Here is a 21832-nt window from a genome sequence, read left to right as displayed (position 1 = left end):
TTCTTTTCACTTAGCTTCTCACGAGATGAAAAAATCATAATAGAAAATGATGGTAAGTAGGAAAAGGAGAACAAAAACACCTCCATTGGAGGTGTTTAAGAAGTAACGAACTGTCCGCCATTGATGTGAATGGTTTGGCCAGTCATATAAGAGGAGCCATCCGAACCAAGCAGAACATAAGCGGCGGCTAATTCTTCGGGCTGTCCAGGCCGACCCATTGGCGTATTCGTTCCAAAGTTTTTTACTTTTTCTGCGGAAAAGGTAGAAGGAATGAGAGGCGTCCAGATTGGTCCAGGAGCAACGCTATTCACTCGAATTCCTTTGCCAACAAGAGATTTAGCAAGGCTTCTCGTAAAGGTCGTAATCGCTCCTTTTGTACTTGAGTAGTCAATCAGCTGTTCATTACCTTCATAGGCCGTAACGGACGAAGTGTTAATAATCGCACTCCCTTTCTTAAGATGAGGTAGCGCTGCTTTCGTTAAATAAAACATTGAAAAGACGTTTGTTCGAAATGTTTTCTCAAGCTGCTCAGCTGTAATATCTTCAATTCCTTGTTTAGGGTGCTGCTCTGCTGCATTATTAATTAAAATATCGAGCTGTCCAAAGTGTTCAATGACTTGATGAATAACATTTGTAGCAAAAGCTTCGTCTCCAATATCCCCAGGCAATAAGAGGCATTCACTTCCCTCTTCTTCAATTTGTTTCTTCGTATTTTGAGCGTCTTCATGTTCGTTAAGATAGACGATGGCTACATTTGCGCCTTCTTTCGCATAAGCGATTGCTACCGCTTCTCCAATCCCGCTATCTCCCCCAGTAATAAGGGCTACTTTACTTGCCAACTTTCCTGATCCTTTGTAATCGTTATCCTCTGTCAAAGGTAGAGGATTCATTTCTTTTTCAGAACCTGGTTGGTGATTTTGATGCTGAGCGGGCTGTCCGTCTGTTTGTCTAAAATCTGGACGCATATAAACACTCCTTTCAGATTGTCTCTATGTAAGAGTTTACCAATTCCTATGTTTTCTAAACCTAATCAAAGAGAAGTAATGATGAGAGGTACATTACATGATAAAATGAAACGTACCTAAATGTAGTTTGTGAGGCGAGAGACATGAATGTTGGTCTAAAAGAATCTGAATTTAAAGAGCAGCTTGCTTCGTTTTTAGAAGAGAGCCAGCCAATTATTGTTGAAAAATGGCTAATTGGCGCAAAAATCTCTGAGGATGATCCGTATTATGAAGAGATCATAAAAAATGGAAAGCGAACGGTTGAGCTGATTTCTCGCTATATTCGAGTGCAGGATGAAAGTTGGATCATCACGCTAACCAAAAAAATTGCCCATGAACGAATTGAGGCAAATGTTAATATAGGCGAATTTATTGCGAATATTAACTTCGGTCGATCCGTGGTGCTCGCGGTTTTAAATGAATCTTCTTTTAACAGAGATGAATTGTCGGAAGGGCTACAAATCATTAATAATTACTTTAATGCTTATTCTTATCATTCTGTTACGGAATATACGAAATTGAAAGATAGTATCATTCAAGATAAAAACAAATTTATTCAAGAAATGCATAGTGATCGCTTAACAATTCTTGGTCAACTTGGGGCTAGTTTTGCGCATGAATTTCGCAACCCGCTCACTTCAATTAAGGGATTTCTGAAATTAATTGAAGAAGAATGCGAAGCAAAAGGTTCAACTGGAAATCATTATTTTAAAATCCTTAACAGTGAGATGAGGAGTCTTGAAGAAAAAGTTAGCCAATTTCTCTTTTTATCGAAAATGCGAGGAATCGATGATCGACCTCACTCTTTGAATTTAAGTGGCCTATTAAGGTATACAATTGAGATTCTTTATCCAAGACTTCTTGAATCGAATATCGAAGTAGAGGCTGAGATTGCACCTGATATCCCGCTATTTGGTGTTGAGGAGCAAATCAAACAAGTTATTCTAAACATCATGATTAATTCCATAGAGGAATTAAATGAAAACATTATCGAAAATCGGAAAATCACGCTAAGAGCAAAAGAAAATCATGGACGAGTTTCCGTTGAAATCTCGAATAATGGTCGAGAAATCTCTTCTCATCTTGTGGATAGTATATTCCAACCGTTTATTAGCACGAAAAAGCTCGGAACTGGACTTGGCTTATCAGTATGTAAACAAATTATTGAAAAACATGAGGGAATCATTTCGGTTCAATCCAATCCAGAACGAACGACATTTGTAATTGAGCTACCGGTAATGGTTGACAAAGGTGTTAAAGAAGAGTAGCTTAATAGTATCAAATCATGAAATTAAAAGCTTTTTAGATATCCACTAGGGGAGTCATTTACATGACTGAGACAGGTGTGCCTGGACCCTTTGAACCTGATCTGGTTAGCGCCAGCGGAGGAAAGTGGAGACGGATGCCACCGCAGCCGCTCCATTTCTGGAGCGGCTTTTTGACGTAGTAAAAAACGTTGAAAGCGAGTTGTTTCAGAAATGACGGGTCAACGGCATTCAAGCTCCTTTCCTCTTCATCAGTTGGATGAAAAGCGGAGAGGAGTTTTTTTATGTCATTTACAGAACAGTTAAGAGAGGAAGCTACACCAATTTTTGAGGCGATTTTTAAACATCCATTTGTGAGAGGGATTGCGGAAGGAAAGTTAGAGAAGGAACAATTAGTCCATTACGTTAAGCAGGACTTTGAGTATTTGAATACGTTCGTACGAATCTACGGGATTGCGTTATCAAAATGTGAAACTCGTAAGGAGATGACTCTCTTTCAGGAGCAAATTTCTTTTGTTCTTCATAGCGAAATTCACCCACATAATAATTTATGTCGCGCAGCGGGCGTTTCCTATGAAGAGCTACAAGGCTATCCACTTGCACCGACTGCACACCATTATACGAGACATATGCTTGATGCCGCACATTCTGGAACACTAGGTGAAATTGTTGCAGCTCTATTGCCATGTCCGTGGACATACCTTGAAATTGGCCAGCGTTTAATCGAAGAGGTTAACCCTAAACAAGATCATCCTTTTTATGATTGGATGACGTTTTATGGAGAGAAATCAATGGAACCTGTGACGGATCAGCTAAGAAAGATACTGGATGATTGGGCCGAAACGGCACCAGAACGAGAGTTAAAGCGCATCAAAGATTATTTCCTTCGTAGCTGTCAGTTGGAATATGGTTTTTGGGAGATGGCTTATCGTGTGGAAGAATGGCCAGTAGCGATTAAGAGAGGTGAGCGTGTATGAAACGATTAAAGCTATCAGATATTCTAATCACGATTGTGGTCGCCCTTGTATTTGGGATTATTTACAAAATATGGGGTCCGGTATACAACATTTTTAAACCATTTGGTCTTCATATTGGGGATGTTATTTACGGGATGTGGTTTATCGCGGGAACAGTTGCTGTGCTTTTATTGCGTAAGCCAGGTGTTGCCTTACTTGCAGAAACCGCTGCTGCATCTGGAGAGTTTCTCGTAGGTTCAGAATACGGTTTATCCGTTCTATTATATGGGATCGTGCAGGGACTTGGGACGGAATTACTATTTGCACTATTTGGTTACAAACGCTATACCGCTTTTGTCGCTGCTCTCGGAGGGATTGCTGCAGCGGTAGGCTCTCTCGTTATGGACGTTGCCTATGGTTACGTCATGGATCTTGCACTTTGGAATTTACTTCTTCTCGTTGGGGCTCGTTTGTTAGGTGGGTTTTTAATAGCAGGAATCCTTGCTTACTATCTTGTAGAGGCGTTGGAGAAAACCGGGGTTACAAGCTTAGTTAGACCTGCAAGCGATAAGGACTATAAGGCATTAGATCAATAAGGAGTGGAAACATGAAAGTAGGGGTATCAAATCTCCGTGTTAAATATGCGGGAGCAGAAACGTTATTATTTAACAAATTGTCTCTTCATATTAAAGAAGGAGAGAAAGTTTTATTTCTAGGTCCAAGCGGATGTGGAAAATCAACCTTGCTGCAAATTTTATCTGGATTAATTCCGAATGCTGTTCCGGTACCAATGAAAGCTGATGAAGTGGCGATACCCGAATCTTCAGGCGTCGTTTTTCAAGACCCTGATTCTCAGTTTTGCATGCCGTACGTGGATGAAGAGATTGCTTTCGTTCTGGAAAATTGTGCCGTGCCACAAACAGAGATGAAGAGTTTCATTCATCATTATCTAATGAAAGTAGGTCTTAACTTTGAAGATCCCCATGTCGAAATAAGCTCCCTGTCTCAAGGAATGAAACAGCGTCTCGCCATCGCTTCTATGCTTGCTCTTGAACCAGAGGTGATCTTTCTAGATGAACCAACCGCTCTGCTTGACCCTGAAGGGACGAGTGAAGTTTGGAAGACAATAAAGCAACTCAATGCGAAACAAACGATGATTATTGTGGAGCATAAAATTGATGAAGTGATTCACTTTGTTGATCGAATTGTACTATTTGATTCGGAAGGAAAGATTATCGCAGATGCAGATCCGGAAAGTGTGTTTTCATTTTATAAGCCCAAATTAAAGGAATATGGCATCTGGTATCCTGGTGTATGGACGGACCATAAACAGGATGAAAATCTCCCAGCACCATATGAGAAAGGACAACAGCTCATGTCCATTTCTCAGTTGCAAGGCTACCGAGGAAAAAGCTCAAAAATTGAAGTGTCTGATGTGACCGCTTATGAAGGCGAGTGGATTGCGGTAACAGGTAAGAATGGAGCTGGCAAAAGTTCATTTCTTTTAAGTTTAATGAATGTCATGAAAACTTCAGGTACGAAAAGAGTAAGGGATAAAGTATTAAAAACGATTAAAGCATCGCGAGAACAGCTCGCCTTTGTTTTTCAAAATCCAGAATTTCAGTTTATTACGAATTCAGTTTATGATGAGCTTGTCTACTCACTTGAAATGCTGGAGGACAAAGGAGTAGAAAAAGTGAGGAATTGGCTAGAGGCTTATGATTTATATCACGTAAAAGATCTTCATCCTTACCAGCTTTCTACTGGGCAAAAGAGGCGTTTAAGTGTTGGAACAGCTATGTTTGGTACTCAACCTGTCCTATTATTAGATGAACCAACATTTGGACAGGATGCAAGCAATACGTTTAAGCTTCTAGCATTATTTGAAGAGTTAAGGACAGAAGGTATGCTGATTATTATGGTTACACACGATGAAATGATTGTTCACAACTATGCGACAAGAGAGTGGGTTATTCAAGAAGGAAAGCTAATTGAAGACCGCAAGCGGGAACGTCGAGAGAAGGGAGAGCGTCATGCAATGGACTTTACAGTATGAAGAAACCTGGCTTCATCGGTTAAATCCGGCCTTTAAATTGATTTTCTTTCTTTCCTTGTTTCTCATTCTCTTATTTGTGCATAATCCAAATGTGATTAGTAATCTAACACTTGTTCCGTTACTGCTCGTGCTTTTTGCGACCGGACATCGGAGGAAGGTCATCGTACTTTTGCTTATTCCATTTCTGATCTTGTTTTTTTCTAGTGCTTCTAGCATGATGTTTTTTGGTCAAGGGACGACAACATGGTGGAAATGGGGCATTATTCACATTACAGAAGAAAGTTTCTTTCGTGGCCTTCACATTGGATTTCGTGCATTAAATTTTGCATTATTAGGACTGTTATTTGCACTTACCACTCGACCTGTCTTTCTATTCTATTCCCTCATTCAACAGCTTAAAGTGCCCCCAAGGTTTGCCTATAGTTTTATGGCGGCTGTGCGCATTCTCCCAGTGATGGTGGAGGAGTTTCAGCAGCTTAGGGCAGCTTTACTTATCCGAGGGGTAAAAAAGAAAAAAGGATTGCAACGCGTTACACAGTCAATCATGCTCTATGCCGTTCCATTGCTTTCTCAAAGTATTCGACGGGCCCATCGGATTGCGGTGGCCATGGAGGCGAAGCAGTTCAATAACAAAGAACGAACGTATTATTACAAACAGACCTATTCAAAAGTAGACATTTATTTTGTACTCTATATCATGGCGGGCTTTGGTCTTGCTTATTGGGTTGGTCATACGTTTCCTTACTTTGGAATAACGGATGTTCGAAATTAAGAAACCGGCTGGGTAGCCGGTTTCTTTCAGTTTAAAGCCCTATAAATGATCGGTGTCTTTTGAATATTGATGCTTTCCGCCTTCACGGTTTTCTTCTTTTAACCTGTTTTTCAACATTCGCTTCGCGTTTTTATCAACAGGTTTTTTGTTATTATCTTTTGTTGACGACAATTCAAGTCCTCCCTTACTGTCAGGATGGCCATGCACATTTATAGAGTACACGATTATGCGACATCCTATGTAGAAGGAAGTTACTTATTTAGGAAAAATAAAGCGAGCGTGCCTGGACCTGAGTGTGAACCAATCGTAGCACCTACTTCATGAATGACGAAGTGTTCACTTCCATAGGTCTCTTGAATGGCGCTTTTAAGTTTTTCGGCGCTTTCAAGATCATCTCCGTGTGAAATACCGATTAATTGAGACTGGAGATTGACACCTCGTTCTTGCATGATTTCGACCATACGCTTTGTTACTTTGTTTTTACCCCGTATTTTTTCAATAGGAACAAGTTTTCCATCTTCTACATGTAGCACTGGCTTAATCTTTAACATTCCGCCAAAGAAAGCAGAAGCTTTACTCACTCGGCCACCGCGCTGAAGAAATTCGAGGTCGTCAACTGTAAAGATATGCTCCATGTGTGTTAAATAGTTTCTGTGTAAGCTTTCAGAAATCTGCTCGAACGATTTGCCGTTCTCAGCAAGCTCGGCAGCATGAATCGCCATAAGACCATAACCAAGTGAAGCTGCTTTTGAATCAATCACTTCCATTTGTACATCGGGAAATTCTTCCTGCACTTCATTCTTTATGACTGCAGCAGATTGATAAGTGCCTGAGATACCGGATGAAAGGGCAATATAGATAAAAGGTTGTCCTTGTTCGGCATACTTCGTAAAGGTTTCCCTCATTCTCGCTGGTGGAATTTGCGACGTTTTCGCCATTGTTCCTTCACGTAACATTTTGTATAATTCTTTTGCTTGAATCTCTTCTCGATCGTAATATTCTTGATCACCGATGATAACCATTAAAGGCATAATTTCGATTTGATGCTTTTTCACAAGATCCTCTGGCAAATCTGAAGCACTATCTGTAATAATTTTTACGTTCATAGTGGACCATCGTCCCTTCTTCATTTAATAAAATACGTATGTAGCTTTCATCCTGTTTTCTTAAAGTTTATCCCGTAGTTCTAGGGAAATCAAACCTATTGAATTAGTTGAATAGAAAACAGTTGACGTAGATAAAATTGTTTGTTTAGATAAACATGGCAAAGGCGCCTGTTCCTATCCTAAGGTGGAACAATCACTAGTCTAAATAAAATTGGTTTTTTGGCACTCATTTAAAATTCTGTAAACGGGTTAAGCTCTGTTTCAAAAAAAGAAGGTGTACGAATTGGAAGAAGTAAAAAAAATAATTGTCATTCTCTTAGGTGCGATTCTAGGAGCCGTATCTCTTAACTTGTTTCTCATTCCTGCAAATGTGTATGCGAGCGGGTTTACAGGGATTGCGCAGCTCATTTCAAGCGTGCTAAGTGACTATACACCGATTCACATATCCACAGGTATATTACTCATGTTACTTAATATTCCTGTTGCGATTCTTGGTTGGAAGAAAGTAGGGAAGTCCTTTACATTATATAGTGTGATCAGTGTAGGAGCCACCACTATTTTTCTTGAAATCATTCCAGTTCAAGCGCTTTCAGAGGATATCTTATTAAATGCTGTATTTGGCGGTGTTATTGCCGCAATCGGTATTGGATTCACGTTAAAATGGGGGGCTTCCACAGGGGGAATGGACATTGTCGCCATGATTCTTTCTAGAATGAAAGACCGTCCCATTGGTACGTATTTCTTTAGTATGAATGCCCTCATTATTTTAACAGCTGGTATGCTGTACGGCTGGGAAAAAGCGCTTTACACGCTTGTTACGTTGTATGTATCTTCCCGCGTGATTGATGTCATTCATACTCGTCACGAAAAACTAACAGCGATGATCGTTACAGCAAAAGGTGACGAAATGCAAAAAGCCATCCACGATCGTTTGGTAAGAGGAATTACCAAACTTCCTGCTAAAGGAGCTTATCGTGGCGAACCAAAAGAGATGCTGATGATCGTTGTTACAAGATATGAACTTTATGACCTGGAGCATATCATCCAGGACATCGACCCAACCGCTTTCACCAACATCGTCAACACCACAGGCATTTTTGGATTCTTTAGAACAGAATAGAAAAGCGGAAGTGGGCGTTTAGACACGGCAGGCACTGGAGCCCTATAACTTGAACACGTTTTTTGTGTTCGAGTTATAGGGTGAAGTGACCGAGTGTCTGCCCACTGCAGCTAGATCAAGAAAAGCGGAGACGAGCGTTTAGAAACGGAGATATTGGAGCTCATGAACTAGAACACGCCTTTTGTGTTCTGGTGAAAGAGCGAAATATCGCAGTTTCTGCGAGTCGTAGCTGGATCTCATGAAAAGCGGAAGTGGGCGTTTAGACACGGCAGGCACTGGAGCCCTATAACTTGAACACGTTTTTTGTGCGAGTTATAGGATGAAGTGACCGAGTGTCTGCCCACTGAGCTGGCAAGCTTAAATCCGCTACAATCTAAAAAAGTTCCCCAGGCTCGTCCTGAGGAACTTTTTTCTATGCATTATTAGAGATGGTTTCCTTCACTTCAGGAAGTAAAGTATCCCAATCAGCTTCAGGCATTTTGTTAATTGTAATAAAATCCTGGTAACCAAATACATTATCAACGCCCTCTAATTTTAGAAGAGCAGCTGCCATCGCATGGTCAGGGGTGTCGTTCTTTTTAAAAGAGTGACTGGAAGACCCTTCAAAAAGCTGTTGGTCAGCAGTAATTTTAACTGCATTTGGGTTTGGTGTACGGTCTACGCGTAGTTCCATAGTATACGCCTCCTTTCGCTATCATCTACTAGTGTATCAGAAACGCTCCTACCAGCAAATAACCATTCTAATTAAGAAGAGAACGTAAAGCCGTATCGTTTTGAAACAATGTCGTGAAAACCAAGAGAATTATACAAATGTTTCGTAATCGCATTGTTAATTCCCGTTTCAAGTTCAATGCCTTTAATGCCTTCATTTTCTGCCCAATAAATCACATGAAGAAGGAGTTTTCTACCAATCCCTTGATTTCGAGCATCCGGGTCAACGAACAATTCATTTAACCAAATATAAGGTCCTCCACTTGCGAGACTAACTCCGATATTAAAAAAAGCCACGCCAAGCACTTCATCGTCAGATTCTGCAACGACGATCCTAGAAGCTGTTTGTTCTTCAAGGGCAAGCTTTACCCCTTTAACGAGCTTTTCATAGCTTCCATTCTGATCAGAACGGGTAATTTGCTTCATTAATAAGTTTGAAACCTTTTCGATCGTTTCTTCATCTGTCTGGCTCGATAATTGGTACACATTCATTACCGTTCCACCTCCGTCATACTGTTTCGACCCCATCACCTTCAATCCCTTTTAAGAGGTCGGGAATAAAATATTTATTTAATTGCAGGATATTTGAAACATTCAGCCATTTCTATTCGTCTATAAGAGTAGGGAAGGAGCTTACAAGATGAATATCGTTTTTTCATGGAGCTCTGGAAAAGATAGCGCCATGGCATTATATGACTGTTTGACAAATTCTCAATTACAAGTGAAAAAATTATGGACAACGGTGAATGAAACGAATGGATCAATTCCATTCCACGGAGTCGATACGATGCTGTTAAAAAAACAGGCAGCTGCCATTGAACTTCCTCTAACGATAACCAATTTACCAGATAACTGTACAAATAAGCAATACGAGAAGCTTGTTGGGGAACAATACGACTTGTTTCGAAGTGAAGGGATGAATGCTGTTGCGTTTGCCGATTTGTATTTGGAGGAAATACGGCACTATCGAAATGTTCTACTACAGGATCATCAACTTAAAAGTATCTATCCCTTATGGCAACAATCAACTTTACATACAGCGAGACGTTTTCTCTCAAATGGATTTAAAGCAATAATTACTAGTGTGGATGAATCGTGTCTGAAGGCTGATTGGATCGGAAAGCCATTTGATGCTGCTTTTTTAGAAAAGCTTCCTCAACACGTCGATCCATGTGGAGAGAATGGGGAATTCCATACATTTGTTTATGATGGACCGCTATTTTCTAAAGCTGTCTCTTTTGAAATTTGCGAAATCATGCAACAGGGATCATATCAATCTGCAAGATTAACTTCTTGACGTGAGTAAGGAAAGAAAGGAGGAGGAAGAAATGCCGGTACTTGTTTGTTTCGGGGATTGTCTAACTGCTAGAGAAGTGGACGATAAGGGAAATGAGCGACTAACGTCTAGAATTAGAGGAGCTCTCGATGAATGGATCGTTATTAACGCAGGTTCAACCCCAACTTCACGAGAAGGAGTATCAAGGTTTCAATCAGATGTTTTAAGTTACCAACCGGACTATGTCACGATTTTCTTTGGTACGCAGGAAGCATGCCTCATTGATGGTTCAGACATAGGCGAGTTTGAAAGAAATATAGGTTATATGGTGAACAATCTTCCTCCAGAACGAGTCATTCTCATTTCACCTTCACCGGTAATGAATGAGGAAAATGCTTCAGTAACAAATCAGAAAATTGAAGGGTATGCAGAAAGAATTCGTTTTCTGGCTAAGAACTTTGGAACGAGACACATTGATCTCTGGCAACTTATTCATGAAAACCGAAAAAGTAAAACACTTTACGAGAAGGATGGCGTTCAGCTAAGTGCTAAGGGATATAAACTAATCACGAAAGAAGTATTGAGATCCTTGGGGCGAAAAGCAAGAATGAAACCGATCATTAAATTATTCTAAAGAAGTGACTTCATTCAAAGGAGTTGCATCCATGAACGAAGAACCCCCGTCATTAGGTGACGGGGGTTCTTCGTTAGAGAAAGTTTAAAAGGGTTTATTGGATGCTTCATGGCTAAGTTCTTGAATGACTTCTTGGTATGAAGTGAGCTGTTCTTTTTCAGCGCTAGTTGATTGATGGAAAGCAGCAGAAAGATTGTTAAGGGCCACGTTGATTTGATTCTGTGTATCTGGATGTCCGTTCGTAGCCATTTGCTCTGCTCTTTCTACCGCTTCACGTGCAAGTTGGAAATAACGATTTCCCATCTTCATTCACCACCAGACAAATTTTCTTGTTGCTGTTTCTTTCGTTGCTGACTGCTTAAACTTGTCATGTCGTGTTGATCCATGTTTTGCACGGCACGATCCGCGCCTTCTTTTATCATCCTTTTCGTTTTGCTGTTCTTTGCCATGATTGAATCCCTCCCTTTCCTTTATAGGATGAGTACAACAATCATTTATTATTCTGCTTTCATTTCCTATAAAGTAAATAAAAAAGACAGCTTATGATAGCTGTCTTTTGTCAGAAATAGTGAGCTTTAGTCTTTCCTCAAGAAAAGTGGCAATCCCATCTTCTTCATTCGTAAAGGTCACTTCATTCGCGATGTTTTTTAACTCGTCAATTGCATTACCCATCGCAACGCCTGTACCTGCATATTCAATCATTTCAAGGTCATTGTCTTCGTCACCAAATGCAATAACTCTCTCCTCTGGAACGTTAAAGTGTGCCGCTAAGCGTCTCAAACCAACGGCTTTATTTAAGCCTGCTCGAACGATTTCTATAATATTCAATGGGGCAGCCCAAACCCTGTGTTCAACCATTTCTGCATGATGGTCTCTCAGCATTTGCCGCAGATCGGCAAGCTGCTGCTCATGAGGGTGGATAAGAAGAGACGTTGGATCATCTTTTAAATTTTTATGAATTTCACCAGTGAAAATGGAAGAGTCATTCATAATCATATTTTGCATAATAAGTTCATCATGCTGATGAAGGTAAACATCATCAAGCACTTCTGCCATTATATTTTTTACATTAATATCATTACAGGAAGAAACGATTGATTTTGCAATCGTTAAATCTAATGGAGAATGATGAGTTCCAAAAGAGCGATCCAGGGGATGATGAACAAAGGCCCCGTTAAAATTAACGATCGGAGAATCAAGTGCAAGTTCTTTATAATACCGAACGCTTGCCCGATAAGGGCGACCTGTTGCGATCGCGACGTGATGCCCTTGCCTTTTCGCTTCAAAGATAACCGATTTTGTGCGTTCAGAAATATTCTTTTCGCTGTTTAACAACGTGCCATCAAGATCAATTGCGATTAGATGCGGTTTAGTTGTCATAGAAGCTCCTTTGAAAAGTGTCTTTTGATCGTAGCGCAAATGCATCTACTCCCTTATTGTACATGGCATAAGATTAAGTGTCTATTTTGTAATATTAAAATTTTGACAAGAATGTTAAAAGGATAAGATCATCGTTTGAGGAATTATTAAGAAGGGTAAACTTTAACTATCATTCCATTGGAGGTGGCAGTCGATTATGACTAAGAAACAAACATGGCTAATATCAAGTATTGCGGCAGGGACAATCGGCATTTCATCCTATTTATTAAAGGATGAAGAAAAGAGAGCGAAATTAAAAACGAAGGCAAACGGACTGCGTAAGCAGGTGACAAAGAAATTCAGTGACAGCTTGCCAATCGAAAAGGCAGGAAACCCAACAACCCCTGATCAATCTGATGATAGCGGAGATAGCAAGATGGTTTATGAAGGGTCTCAGTTTCCAACTCAGTACTATAATAAATTAGAAAACATGAAATCCGTTGAAAAGAGTCATGAAGAGCAAGTGAAAAATTAACGAACCTAACATGCAAGCAGCGCTTGCATGTTTTTCTTTGCTAGCCTTCCTTCAAATTTCTCATGTAACCATATGAATGGTACGATAGAAAGGACGGTTACAAGAGGAAAGGGGTAAGTTCATGATTACAATTGTAAATGAATACATAGAGAATATACCCGTTCTACATGTTGTAGACGGTGAACTTGCGAACGAGAAACTTCCGCTCGTTATGTTTCAGCATGGTTTTACCAGCGCAAAAGAACACAATCTCCATATAGCATACCTCCTTGCTGAAGAAGGGTATCGCGTTATTCTTCCTGATGCGGTGCATCATGGGGAACGCGAAAATGATTTGTCAGGGAAAAAGCGTCAGTATGTGTTTTGGGAGATTGTCATTCAAAGCTTAACCGAGCTTGACCAACTAAGACAGCATCTAGTCGATCGAAACCTCGTTCAAGAAGACCGAATTGGCATGTCTGGTACCTCAATGGGAGGCATCCTTACGTTTGGAGCGTTAACGCAATACCCATGGATTAAAGCGGCCGTTTCTTTGATGGGTTCGCCGTCTTATTTCAAGCTGGCGAACGCTCAAATTCGTTACTTGAAAGAAGAAGGATTCAGTCTACCGATTTCTGAAGAAGAAATGAAAAAACAAATTGAAGGTTTACAGTCTTATGATCTGTCTTTACAAGAAGATAAACTTAATGGCCGACCACTTATGATGTGGCACAGTACAGTTGATAAGGTGGTTCCTTATACGTTAACGTATGATTTCTATCATCAAATTAAACCGCTTTATACTGGGAAGGAAGAACATCTGAAATTTATTAAAGATGAGACATCTGGCCATAAAGTTTCACGAGAAGCTGTTCTTGCTTTAGTGAACTGGTTTAAAACTCATTTATAGAATTAAGGCTTTTCGGTTTAAGTTAAATCTGAATTTGTTATAATGAAAGTTGGAAGCACTTGTTATGAAAGGAGAGATTGCTATGTCTGATCAAACAGATCAAGAAATGAGAGATAAATTATTTGAAGCTCTGGAGAATGTGATTGACCCTGAGCTTGGTATAGACATCGTAAACCTTGGCCTCGTCTACGAAGCTGATCTTAACGATGAGGGTGTAGCACAAGTCGTTATGACATTAACTGCAATGGGTTGCCCATTAGCAGGTACCATCGTGAACGATGTAAAACGCGCCCTATCTGATGTAGAGGAAGTGAACGATGCTGATGTTAACATCGTTTGGAATCCACCATGGTCAAAAGATAATATGTCACGGTATGCTAAGATTGCACTTGGTATTACGTGATAAAATGAGAAAAGGAAGAGGGGCTCCCTCTTCCTTTCTTTTATATTGAAGGAATGCCATGAACAGCCAAATATAGTAAAATGACGTTTCTATTCTGTACGTTCAACAATGATTTTTTCGTTAATCATCTTCCAAATTGCAGGGTCCTCCATCCCTAGTCTCCATAAGGCTACGCCCTGGACACCAAGTTCATCCGCTAAGCGAATTTTCGCTTCAATGCTTTGTTCATTCTCAAACCAAACTTCATGCTTGTTTCCTTCATCATCTGTATAACGGAAGAAAGGCGTTTTACGCTCTTCATTAAATTGAATTTCGGCATTATATTTTTTCTGTAACTTCATCGCCATATCATACGTGACGTACGTACTTTTTTCTTTATCAAGGTTAAAGTCAAAACCAAACACAGAAATAGCGGATACTAATTTTTCAGGTGGAATTCTCGTTTTGGCATATGTCATCACTTTTTCCATCCATCCGGCCGTTACGGCAGGTCCTGGAGGACTTCCTGGCCAGCCAAATTCATTATAGAGCATGACGATGAATTGATCGACGGCTTTGCCGATTTCAGCATAATTAAATGGATCTGAAAATGGATTGACGAGTTCATCCGAAGCTCTTGATGGGACGCTTGCTGAGAAGAAATATCCTTTCTTACGTAGCTCTTCTCCGATTGTCTGGTATAGAAGTGTTAGTTTATCTGCATCTTCAATATAGACGTCTTCAATGTCAATATCGACCCCATCAAAATTATATTTTTCGATTAATTTTACAAGATTCAAAGCAAATGCTCGTCGGTTTTCTTCGCTTGAAACAAGTGTTTGAACAACCTTTTTACTTGGTTCTGTGTCACCCTTTTTATACAGTAAGTTATGCACAACGGGCATGATCTTTATGTTTTGATCATGAGCAAGTTGGACGAGTTTCTCAATTTCTCTGTCGCTAAATTTGCCGAACTTCTCAATTGTTGTTGGGTTCTCCTGGCTGATTCGAAAAAGAAACAAAGCTAGCTGTGAAAGGGCGGAACGATTCGAAACAAAGGATTTATAAGAAGAAGGGAGCGAAGGGCCTTCTTCAAGCGTATAATATCCGATAATCCGTGATACCGGCTTATCATCTCCATACGCTTTAAAGGTAACGAGACTATCGGATATCCACCCATTTGTGCCATCATATAGCTGAACTTTGTACCAGTTTCCACGAATACCTTCAACTGCAAGCTTCGCTCCAGTTCTCATCTGAGCAATGATGTTATACCCTTTACCTGGACCCGTTCTCACATTCGCTCGATCTGCTTTAACAACAACTTCCGTATAGACTGGAATTTTTAACGTTTGCCCTATTGAAAGGGCATCTGATGATAAGTCATTTAACGACTGAATGCTTTGAGCTGTTGTACCGTAATTTTGGGCAATACTGTATAGGCTATCTCCAGCTTTAACTGTATAGTCAATTCGCATCGATCGAGCACGATTAAGAGGGATTTCAAGGTGTTGCCCAACATAAATGAGATTAGAGGGTAATTGATTTAGTTCTCTCACTTCTTCGACAGGAACTTGGTAATGCTCTGAAATGCTTAGTAATGTATCGCCCTGTTTCACTGTATACGAATGATTTGTAGAAGAAGGAATTCGAAGCATTTGTCCCACGTAAATAATATTTGAATTAAGCTGATTCATTTGCTTGATTTCATGAACGGATTGCTCGTGCGTTTCTGCAATTTTAAGTAGCGTGTCGCCAGGCTTAACCCAGTATTCTCTTTGAGGCATGTTCATCACTCCTTTCCATATAAGATGCATCACTAACAATCTATTCACCACTCTCGCCATTCATTCAAGTTTTCCATTGAAACGTATGAGTGAATCTTTGTTACAATAAAGAGGAAAATGTGAACAGATGGAGATGAGATGATGGTCGAGAGAAGAAAACCAATCACAGTGGAGGAAGCTGTTCAAAAGGTGATGAACCTCTCCTATGAGGGCTCGATTGAAACAATTCCTTTAGAAAAAAGCGATGGGCGTCATCTAGGAGTCGCGCTTGTAGCTGACCATGATGTTCCACCGTTTGATCGTTCTCCTTATGATGGGTTTGCGATCCGAGCAGAAGATACATATGAAGCTTCGAAAGATCGTCCAGTTAAGTTAAAAGTCATTGAGGAGATAGGAGCGGGTACGGTTGCGTCAAAAGTTCCAGAGAAGCACGAGGCAATCCGCATAATGACGGGTGCCGCGATACCTGAAGGAACAAACGCAGTCATTATGCTTGAGCTCGTTCAAGAAATGGAGGAAGAAGAGCAGCCGTTCATACAGGTGAAACGAAAAGTAAGAAAAGGAGATAACCTCTCTCTACGTGGGGAAGATACGCAGGAAGGAACCGTCCTGATTGAGAAAGGAACACAAATCACTCCTGGTGTGAAGGCTCTCCTAGCAACGTTTGGTTATGCCAATGTTCCAGTAGCTCGTAAACCAGAAGTAGGGATATTCGCGACTGGTACAGAGCTTCTCAATCCAGAAGAAGCCCTTCAACCTGGAAAGATTCGTAACAGCAACTCTCCTATGATAGAGGGACAGGTGAAGGATGCTGGAGCTACACCGCTTTATTTTGGGAAATTAGAAGATGATTTCGAAACTTGTTTTTCATCAATCAAAACCGCTTTAAACAAAGTAGATATTCTCATTACGACAGGGGGCGTATCCGTAGGCGATTACGATTACCTGCCAGCAATTTATGAAAAACTCGGTGCTACTGTGTTATTTAATAAAGTAGGTATGAGACCAGGAAGTGTGACTACCGTTGCAGAATGGAATGGAAAATTGTTATTTGGTCTTTCGGGAAATCCTTCAGCATGTTTTGTAGGTTTTGAACTGTTCACAAGACCGGTCATCAGGCGTGCGCTTTTTTCGAAGTATCCTTATCGCCAGAAAAGCAAAGGAGAATTGTTAACAGACTTTCCAAAACCTAACCCGTTCACAAGGTTTGTACGAAGTCGAACAGAGGAGAAGGAAGGACGAATTTACATAAAGCCAACAGGACTTGATAAATCTGGAAGCGTGACCTCTCTTGCCGAAGCGAATGCGTTTGCCGTTTTACCTGGAGGAACGCGTGGTTTTGCAACTGGTGATACGGTTGTGCTTCTTCACCTACGTGAGGAAGGATCGGCTACGTGGTAAAGACACCGGTCATTCAAGTAGTAGGCTATCAGAATAGCGGGAAGACGCTTTTTGCTGAAAAATTTATCGAACAAGCTACAGCTGAGGGTATTAAAGTGGGCGTGATCAAGCATCATGGGCACGGTACGCCTGATGTGTACGATCAGAAAAAGGATAGTGGTCGCCATCGGAAAGCTGGAGCCGTTGTGACGGGTGTAAGCGGCGGTGGAATGGTATCCATCCAAGCTACGCAAGAAACAGAGTGGGAGCTTGAACAGTTAGTTCGTTTATATCATTCGTTTGATCTTGATCTTATTTTAGTGGAAGGGTTCAAAGAAGAGAGCTATCCGAAAATTGTGCTACTACGAGATAAAGATGACGTGAACTTATTGAACAAAAAACATGTCATCGGTACGATCATGAAAGAAGTTCTCGATGTTTCTGTGGATAATAGCAATAGCTACCACTATGATCAAATGAATGACTGTATAAAAGATGTGTTGAAGGATGTTAGGAGAGGGTAACGATGGAAATGTATAAGATAACTTCTGATGAAATTGATGTGAATCAAGTAATAACGAGTGTGATTCGCCCTGAGGCCGGGGCAATTAATACCTTTATCGGTACAGTAAGAGAATTTACTGGTAATAAGCAAACCGTTTCATTACAATATGAGGCGTATCCTTCAATGGCTGAAAAGCAGTTAAAGCGTATCGGAATCGAAATTCGAGAAAAATGGCCCAATGTCCAAACGTCGATTGTGCATCGAATCGGAAAATTAGCGATAAGTGATATGGCAGTAGTGATTGCAGTCGCATCTCCACATCGTGCGGAAAGTTATGAAGCAAGTCGCTATGCCATTGAGCGGATCAAGGAAATCGTCCCTATTTGGAAAAAAGAGTACTGGACGGATGGGGAAGAGTGGATTGGAGATCAACTTGAGAACACTTCATATAAAAATCGCGTACCAAAGGAGGAAAAAGAATGATTACGGTTCTTTTCTTTGCAAAACAGCAGGAGCAGCTTGGACTAGACAAGCTCGAGCGCGCTGAATCTCAGCTCGCTGTAGCTGAGCTGAAACAAAAACTGATTGAGGATTATCCGGAGCTATCTCTCGATCATACGATGACTGCGATAAATGAAGAATACGCGGATGAGGATCAAATGATAAACGACCAAGACATTGTCGCGTTTATACCGCCAGTTAGTGGAGGATAAAAAGGAAAAACACCCATTGGGGTGTTTTTTCGTTGTTTTTACTGTTTCGTGAAAAAAAACAGGATATCGCGGAAATATTGGTGTGGAGGGCACTACATTCGTGCGCATTTAACCAGGCACGCTCCGCTTTTCGAAGATCCAGTTGCAGCGCCCAGCCTCTCGATCGCTTCACCCCATAAAATGAACACAAAAAGCGTGTTCTTTTTATGCGGCTCCAGCGCTTTTCGAGGCTAAACGGGCGCTTCTGCTTTTCAATGATCCAGCTGCGACTCGCAGAAACTGCGATATTTCACTCTTTCACCAGAACACAAAAAGCGTGTTCTAGTTCAAGAGTTCCAATATCTCCGTTTCTAAACGCTCGTCTCCGCTTTTCGAAGATCCAGCTGCAGCGCCCAGACACTCGGTCACTTCGCCCTATAACTCGAACACAAAAACCGTGTTCAATTTATAGGGCTCCAGTGCCTGCCGTGTCTAAACGGGCGCTTCCGCTTTTCTTATAACCTACAAATCGTGATTGGGCAGTCTTCGCAGTGGATGGCGCAGCGGAGGAATTCGAGGTTGTGGATGGTGATTTTTCCTTGGGCGATGGAGATGATGCTGGCTTTTTTTAGTTCACTTAGGATACGGTTGACGCTTTCTCTTGTAAGACCACAGAAGTTACCTAGTTCTTGGTTTGTTAGTGGAATGTCGATGAGGATATCGTCTTGCTGATGGACGCCGTATGTATTGGATAATCGGATTAGGGTGGAGTAGAGGGCTCCTTTTTTACCGTGTAGCAATAGATCGCGGAACTTTGATTGGTTTTTCCTGAAATTTTCTCCCATGAATTTCATGAACTCGGTCGCAAGCAGGGCATCGTTTGTGAGTGTTTTTTCAAGGTGAGCTTGTTTAACGAAAGTAGCTTTTACCTCATCAACGGCCCATGCGTTAGCGGAGAAGTTAAGTTGGCCCGTGTATAGCGCGAGTTCACCGATGAGGTCCCCGGGCTGACAGATTTGAAGCGTTAGTTCTCTGCCTTCTGATGTAATTTTATTTAACCGCACGTTTCCAGTTTGAATCAGAAAAAGGCGATCTGCTTTCATTCCATCCATATAAAGTGGTTCGTCTTTTTGAAATGAAATGGACTCGCCTTCTTCCGCAATCCACATTTTCAGGGCATCAGAGTTGATCGGATCTTTTTTCATATTTAGCCTCCCTGGATCAATTTACGTACTATTATCCCACGTTACCTTTCTCCACTACAACCGTCATTTCCTTGTCGCTGACATATTCTATACAAATAGACATGAAAAAAACCGGCAATAGCCGGTTAAAAAATAAGAACGAGTGCGCCTACGATAAAGCAATAGATAGAGAAATAAATTAAATTTCCTCGCGCCATAATATTCATAAACCATTTTAATGAGTAGTAAGAAGCGGTAAGTGACAATAAAAAGGCTACGATGTATGGGATTAGCATATCACCAAATTGAAGATCACCTATGCTTAAGATCATGGAACCTACGCTTACTGGGATGAACAATAGAAAAGAAAAGCGGAGCGCTGTTTCTTGCTTCATTCCAAGTCCCATGGCGGCTACAATCGTTGCACCTGAACGACTAATCCCAGGAATCAAAGCAACAGCTTGAGCTAATCCTACAATGAATGCATCTTTGAAGTTAAGAGCGGATTCGCCTTTTGATCCTCGAAGGTTACGAATCAGCCAAAGTGCGATCCCCGTTATAATTAAGGTTGCTCCGACAACTTTAAGTCCCTTTAATTGCTCACCAATAAAATCGTCGAACATGATGCCAAGAACAGCTGCAGGAACTGTTGCAACGATCAGATATACGATGAACATGAATTCGCTTTTCGATTCTTTTTCTCGTGTAACGACATAGCGTACACCGTGAGATGTTAGACGAATGAGATCATTTCGGTAAATAAGAAGAACTGCAAGTAAAGAGGCGAAATTCATTAATATCTCGAAACTTAGCCCTTTGATTTCTAGTCCAAATAGTTTTTGTGCTATGACAAGATGTCCACTTGATGAAATCGGAATGGGTTCGGTGAAGCCTTGTAATAAACCAAGAAATGCGTATTTAAGTAATTCCAACAGTTCCATGAGTATTGTTCCTCCAGTAATTGTTACAAAATAAATTGACACATGTAACCATTAAACACCAGTCCTTCCATTTTTGTAAAGGGAAATTTTGAGTCAAGTTACATAAAAGAGTATTCGGTGATAAATGCTGATAAAGGGGGCAAATCTAGATAAGTGGAAGGAGGCAGATGTATGGGCGGAGAAAATCGTCAGTTTACACCTGGGCAAAAAGCGCCAAATAATGGTGTATACATTGAAATTGGAGAAACAGGTGGAATGGTAAAAGATCCAAAACAAATTGAGCTACGTGCCGGTGAGGCGTTTCCTGAATGTTCAAATCAAAATCGGAAGTGGTCTAGGGAACCTAAGCCGCACCATTAATTGGAATAAGAGACAACATACAAAAAAACAAGCGCCGCTAGAGGCGCTTGTTTTTACTGTTCAGCAGGATCGGAGATAAGTCCTTCTCCAACTAACATTGCTGCTACAGCTAATATCACTCCGAAAAGTGATGCGGGTCCGAATTCGTAATGGCCGCCTTGCATCGATGCAAGTACGTAGAACATCATATTACTAAGTAGAAAACCCCAAACAATTGCCCAAAGATAACGCACGAAATTCACCTCATTTGTAAACGTATTCTATCGATTATCATACCACAAAACGATCGTATTCAGCATCTATCAATTTTAATTCAGTGAATAAAATAGCCACGATAAATAAGTAGCGAATGCTGTCCAAAGAAAATAAGGAAGCAATAACCATCCAGCAAAACGGTTTTGTCTTCCAGCAAGGAAGATAAGAAGGAGCGTAGTGATTGTGATGAACAGTGCATCCATAAACGTCGCAAAAAGCGCGTGGAGATTAAATTGTAAGTAACTGAATACCTGATTCAATATGTAGTTAATCCCAAGCAGCGACATGTACTCACTATTGTGACGACCGAAGCCACGTTCTTGATAAACGATCGCTGTCGATAACGCAATGAATCCGAAGAGAATAGCCCAAATGATGCCAATCACGGAGCCATCAGGAGTCCAATCTGGCTTTGCCAGTGTACGATACCAATCCGAATCAAAGGGGAAAAGGAAACCAGAAATACTAAAGAAAAGATAAACAATAATAAAAACGAGAAAAGTTGATTTTTTCATTTTATCACCACCTCCATTTCCATACCCATATCATTCCATATTGATGCAAGGGTATAGTTAAAAAGAAGGCAACATATACTGGTTGAGGGACTTTTCTACTGTTTTGAGGAAATAAGAAAAGAAGGTGAAATTCCCGATATATAGGCAC

The 21832-nt window shown here is 40.7% G+C and carries 29 protein-coding genes and 1 riboswitch; of the genes, 16 read left to right on the top strand and 13 right to left on the bottom strand.

Translation table 11 applies throughout. The features are described 5' to 3' along the window. Positions 1 to 95: 95 nt before the first annotated feature. Positions 96 to 965 (bottom strand): SDR family oxidoreductase, encoded by an 870-nt coding sequence (locus tag LC090_RS13690; protein WP_226658593.1) that lies wholly within the window; start codon positions 963 to 965, stop codon positions 96 to 98. A 143-nt stretch (positions 966 to 1108) separates the two neighbouring features. Here LC090_RS13690 and LC090_RS13685 point away from each other — a divergent pair, with 143 nt between their 5' ends. From LC090_RS13685 to LC090_RS13665, 5 genes are all read left to right on the top strand, one after another. After that, positions 1109 to 2272: a histidine kinase N-terminal domain-containing protein gene (locus LC090_RS13685; RefSeq protein ID WP_226658592.1), complete on the top strand. Its 1164-nt coding sequence runs from the start codon at positions 1109 to 1111 to the stop codon at positions 2270 to 2272. A 37-nt stretch (positions 2273 to 2309) separates the two neighbouring features. Then, a riboswitch (TPP riboswitch) is annotated at positions 2310 to 2412 on the top strand. 141 nt (positions 2413 to 2553) lie between these two features. Beyond that, complete coding sequence (tenA, locus tag LC090_RS13680) at positions 2554 to 3246, top strand: thiaminase II (RefSeq protein ID WP_226658591.1); 693 nt, start codon at positions 2554 to 2556, stop codon at positions 3244 to 3246. Then, positions 3243 to 3821, top strand: coding sequence for an ECF transporter S component (locus LC090_RS13675; RefSeq protein ID WP_226658590.1), 579 nt, complete (start codon positions 3243 to 3245; stop codon positions 3819 to 3821). Before tenA ends, LC090_RS13675 begins: the two co-directional genes overlap by 4 nt. Before the next feature lie 11 nt (positions 3822 to 3832). Further along, complete coding sequence (locus LC090_RS13670) at positions 3833 to 5281, top strand: ABC transporter ATP-binding protein (RefSeq protein WP_226658589.1); 1449 nt, start codon at positions 3833 to 3835, stop codon at positions 5279 to 5281. Beyond that, positions 5259 to 6053, top strand: coding sequence for an energy-coupling factor transporter transmembrane component T family protein (locus LC090_RS13665; protein WP_226658588.1), 795 nt, complete (start codon positions 5259 to 5261; stop codon positions 6051 to 6053). The genes LC090_RS13670 and LC090_RS13665 overlap by 23 nt, the downstream gene beginning before the upstream one ends. A gap of 39 nt (positions 6054 to 6092) precedes the next feature. On the opposite strand, the gene LC090_RS13660 is transcribed toward LC090_RS13665, so the two are convergent. Together LC090_RS13660 and LC090_RS13655 are read right to left on the bottom strand one after the other, a co-directional pair. Beyond that, the gene (locus tag LC090_RS13660) at positions 6093 to 6224 is read right to left on the bottom strand and encodes a DUF3941 domain-containing protein (protein WP_098443092.1); all 132 of its coding nucleotides are present in this window, start codon (positions 6222 to 6224) and stop codon (positions 6093 to 6095) included. Between the two features lie 80 nt (positions 6225 to 6304). Then, on the bottom strand, positions 6305 to 7159 hold the full coding sequence (locus LC090_RS13655) for a DegV family protein (protein ID WP_226658587.1): 855 nt from the start codon (positions 7157 to 7159) through the stop codon (positions 6305 to 6307). A gap of 283 nt (positions 7160 to 7442) precedes the next feature. Between LC090_RS13655 and LC090_RS13650 the strand changes: the two genes are divergently transcribed. Beyond that, positions 7443 to 8279 (top strand): YitT family protein, encoded by an 837-nt coding sequence (locus LC090_RS13650; protein ID WP_224595019.1) that lies wholly within the window; start codon positions 7443 to 7445, stop codon positions 8277 to 8279. A gap of 412 nt (positions 8280 to 8691) precedes the next feature. Here LC090_RS13650 and LC090_RS13645 read toward each other — a convergent pair whose 3' ends face one another. Further along, positions 8692 to 8952: a NifU N-terminal domain-containing protein gene (locus LC090_RS13645; protein ID WP_160920145.1), complete on the bottom strand. Its 261-nt coding sequence runs from the start codon at positions 8950 to 8952 to the stop codon at positions 8692 to 8694. A 71-nt stretch (positions 8953 to 9023) separates the two neighbouring features. Next, entirely contained in the window at positions 9024 to 9518 is a 495-nt protein-coding gene (locus LC090_RS13640; RefSeq protein ID WP_226658586.1) for a GNAT family N-acetyltransferase, read from the bottom strand. Between the two features lie 112 nt (positions 9519 to 9630). Between LC090_RS13640 and LC090_RS13635 the strand changes: the two genes are divergently transcribed. Next, entirely contained in the window at positions 9631 to 10287 is a 657-nt protein-coding gene (locus LC090_RS13635) for a diphthine--ammonia ligase (RefSeq protein ID WP_226658585.1), read from the top strand. Positions 10288 to 10318: 31 nt separating this feature from the next. Then, positions 10319 to 10900, top strand: coding sequence for an SGNH/GDSL hydrolase family protein (locus LC090_RS13630; protein WP_226658584.1), 582 nt, complete (start codon positions 10319 to 10321; stop codon positions 10898 to 10900). An 84-nt stretch (positions 10901 to 10984) separates the two neighbouring features. On the opposite strand, the gene LC090_RS13625 is transcribed toward LC090_RS13630, so the two are convergent. The 3 genes from LC090_RS13625 to LC090_RS13615 form a co-directional block, all read right to left on the bottom strand. Next, entirely contained in the window at positions 10985 to 11203 is a 219-nt protein-coding gene (locus LC090_RS13625) for a DUF3813 domain-containing protein (RefSeq protein WP_226658583.1), read from the bottom strand. Positions 11204 to 11205: 2 nt separating this feature from the next. Next, on the bottom strand, positions 11206 to 11349 hold the full coding sequence (locus tag LC090_RS13620; protein WP_226658582.1) for a hypothetical protein: 144 nt from the start codon (positions 11347 to 11349) through the stop codon (positions 11206 to 11208). A 91-nt stretch (positions 11350 to 11440) separates the two neighbouring features. Then, positions 11441 to 12280: a Cof-type HAD-IIB family hydrolase gene (locus tag LC090_RS13615; RefSeq protein ID WP_226658581.1), complete on the bottom strand. Its 840-nt coding sequence runs from the start codon at positions 12278 to 12280 to the stop codon at positions 11441 to 11443. A 196-nt stretch (positions 12281 to 12476) separates the two neighbouring features. On the opposite strand from LC090_RS13615, the gene LC090_RS13610 reads away from it, so the two are divergent. The 3 genes from LC090_RS13610 to LC090_RS13600 all read left to right on the top strand — a co-directional run bounded on the left by LC090_RS13610 (position 12477) and on the right by LC090_RS13600 (position 14086). Continuing rightward, entirely contained in the window at positions 12477 to 12794 is a 318-nt protein-coding gene (locus LC090_RS13610) for a hypothetical protein (protein ID WP_224594992.1), read from the top strand. A gap of 121 nt (positions 12795 to 12915) precedes the next feature. Further along, complete coding sequence (locus LC090_RS13605; protein ID WP_226658580.1) at positions 12916 to 13683, top strand: alpha/beta fold hydrolase; 768 nt, start codon at positions 12916 to 12918, stop codon at positions 13681 to 13683. 82 nt (positions 13684 to 13765) lie between these two features. Then, complete coding sequence (locus tag LC090_RS13600) at positions 13766 to 14086, top strand: metal-sulfur cluster assembly factor (RefSeq protein ID WP_098443103.1); 321 nt, start codon at positions 13766 to 13768, stop codon at positions 14084 to 14086. A gap of 89 nt (positions 14087 to 14175) precedes the next feature. On the opposite strand, the gene LC090_RS13595 is transcribed toward LC090_RS13600, so the two are convergent. Further along, positions 14176 to 15852, bottom strand: a complete 1677-nt coding sequence (locus LC090_RS13595; RefSeq protein ID WP_226658579.1) for a LysM peptidoglycan-binding domain-containing protein — start codon at positions 15850 to 15852, stop codon at positions 14176 to 14178. 141 nt (positions 15853 to 15993) lie between these two features. Here LC090_RS13595 and LC090_RS13590 point away from each other — a divergent pair, with 141 nt between their 5' ends. The 4 genes from LC090_RS13590 to moaD are packed head-to-tail and all read left to right on the top strand — an operon-like array spanning position 15994 to position 18450. Continuing rightward, entirely contained in the window at positions 15994 to 17253 is a 1260-nt protein-coding gene (locus LC090_RS13590; protein ID WP_226659373.1) for a molybdopterin molybdotransferase MoeA, read from the top strand. After that, positions 17247 to 17756 carry a molybdopterin-guanine dinucleotide biosynthesis protein B gene (gene mobB / locus LC090_RS13585; RefSeq protein WP_226658578.1) on the top strand — a complete coding sequence of 170 codons (510 nt, stop codon included), beginning with the start codon at positions 17247 to 17249 and terminating at the stop codon, positions 17754 to 17756. Before LC090_RS13590 ends, mobB begins: the two co-directional genes overlap by 7 nt. A 2-nt stretch (positions 17757 to 17758) precedes the next feature. Beyond that, positions 17759 to 18220: a molybdenum cofactor biosynthesis protein MoaE gene (locus LC090_RS13580; RefSeq protein WP_226658577.1), complete on the top strand. Its 462-nt coding sequence runs from the start codon at positions 17759 to 17761 to the stop codon at positions 18218 to 18220. Then, positions 18217 to 18450, top strand: a complete 234-nt coding sequence (gene moaD / locus LC090_RS13575) for a molybdopterin converting factor subunit 1 (RefSeq protein WP_226658576.1) — start codon at positions 18217 to 18219, stop codon at positions 18448 to 18450. Before LC090_RS13580 ends, moaD begins: the two co-directional genes overlap by 4 nt. 494 nt (positions 18451 to 18944) lie before the next feature. Here moaD and LC090_RS13570 read toward each other — a convergent pair whose 3' ends face one another. Then, on the bottom strand, positions 18945 to 19634 hold the full coding sequence (locus LC090_RS13570; protein ID WP_226658575.1) for a Crp/Fnr family transcriptional regulator: 690 nt from the start codon (positions 19632 to 19634) through the stop codon (positions 18945 to 18947). Between the two features lie 125 nt (positions 19635 to 19759). Next, a complete protein-coding gene (locus tag LC090_RS13565) occupies positions 19760 to 20554 on the bottom strand; it encodes an undecaprenyl-diphosphate phosphatase (RefSeq protein ID WP_226658574.1) in 795 nt (264 codons plus the stop codon). A 171-nt stretch (positions 20555 to 20725) separates the two neighbouring features. Between LC090_RS13565 and LC090_RS13560 the strand changes: the two genes are divergently transcribed. Next, entirely contained in the window at positions 20726 to 20914 is a 189-nt protein-coding gene (locus LC090_RS13560) for a YjzC family protein (RefSeq protein WP_098443110.1), read from the top strand. 53 nt (positions 20915 to 20967) lie between these two features. Here the strand turns inward: LC090_RS13560 and LC090_RS13555 are convergent, their stop codons facing one another. Together LC090_RS13555 and LC090_RS13550 are read right to left on the bottom strand one after the other, a co-directional pair. Next, complete coding sequence (locus LC090_RS13555; protein ID WP_226658573.1) at positions 20968 to 21147, bottom strand: YjzD family protein; 180 nt, start codon at positions 21145 to 21147, stop codon at positions 20968 to 20970. A 75-nt stretch (positions 21148 to 21222) separates the two neighbouring features. Next, complete coding sequence (locus LC090_RS13550) at positions 21223 to 21684, bottom strand: TspO/MBR family protein (protein WP_226658572.1); 462 nt, start codon at positions 21682 to 21684, stop codon at positions 21223 to 21225. Positions 21685 to 21832: the final 148 nt, after the last annotated feature.

Origin of the sequence: Guptibacillus hwajinpoensis (assembly GCF_020524165.1) — a bacterium.
GTDB lineage: Bacteria > Bacillota > Bacilli > Bacillales > Guptibacillaceae > Guptibacillus > Guptibacillus hwajinpoensis_D.
Note: the sequence above shows the minus strand (reverse complement) of the source record. Positions and strands in the feature narration are given on the sequence as shown.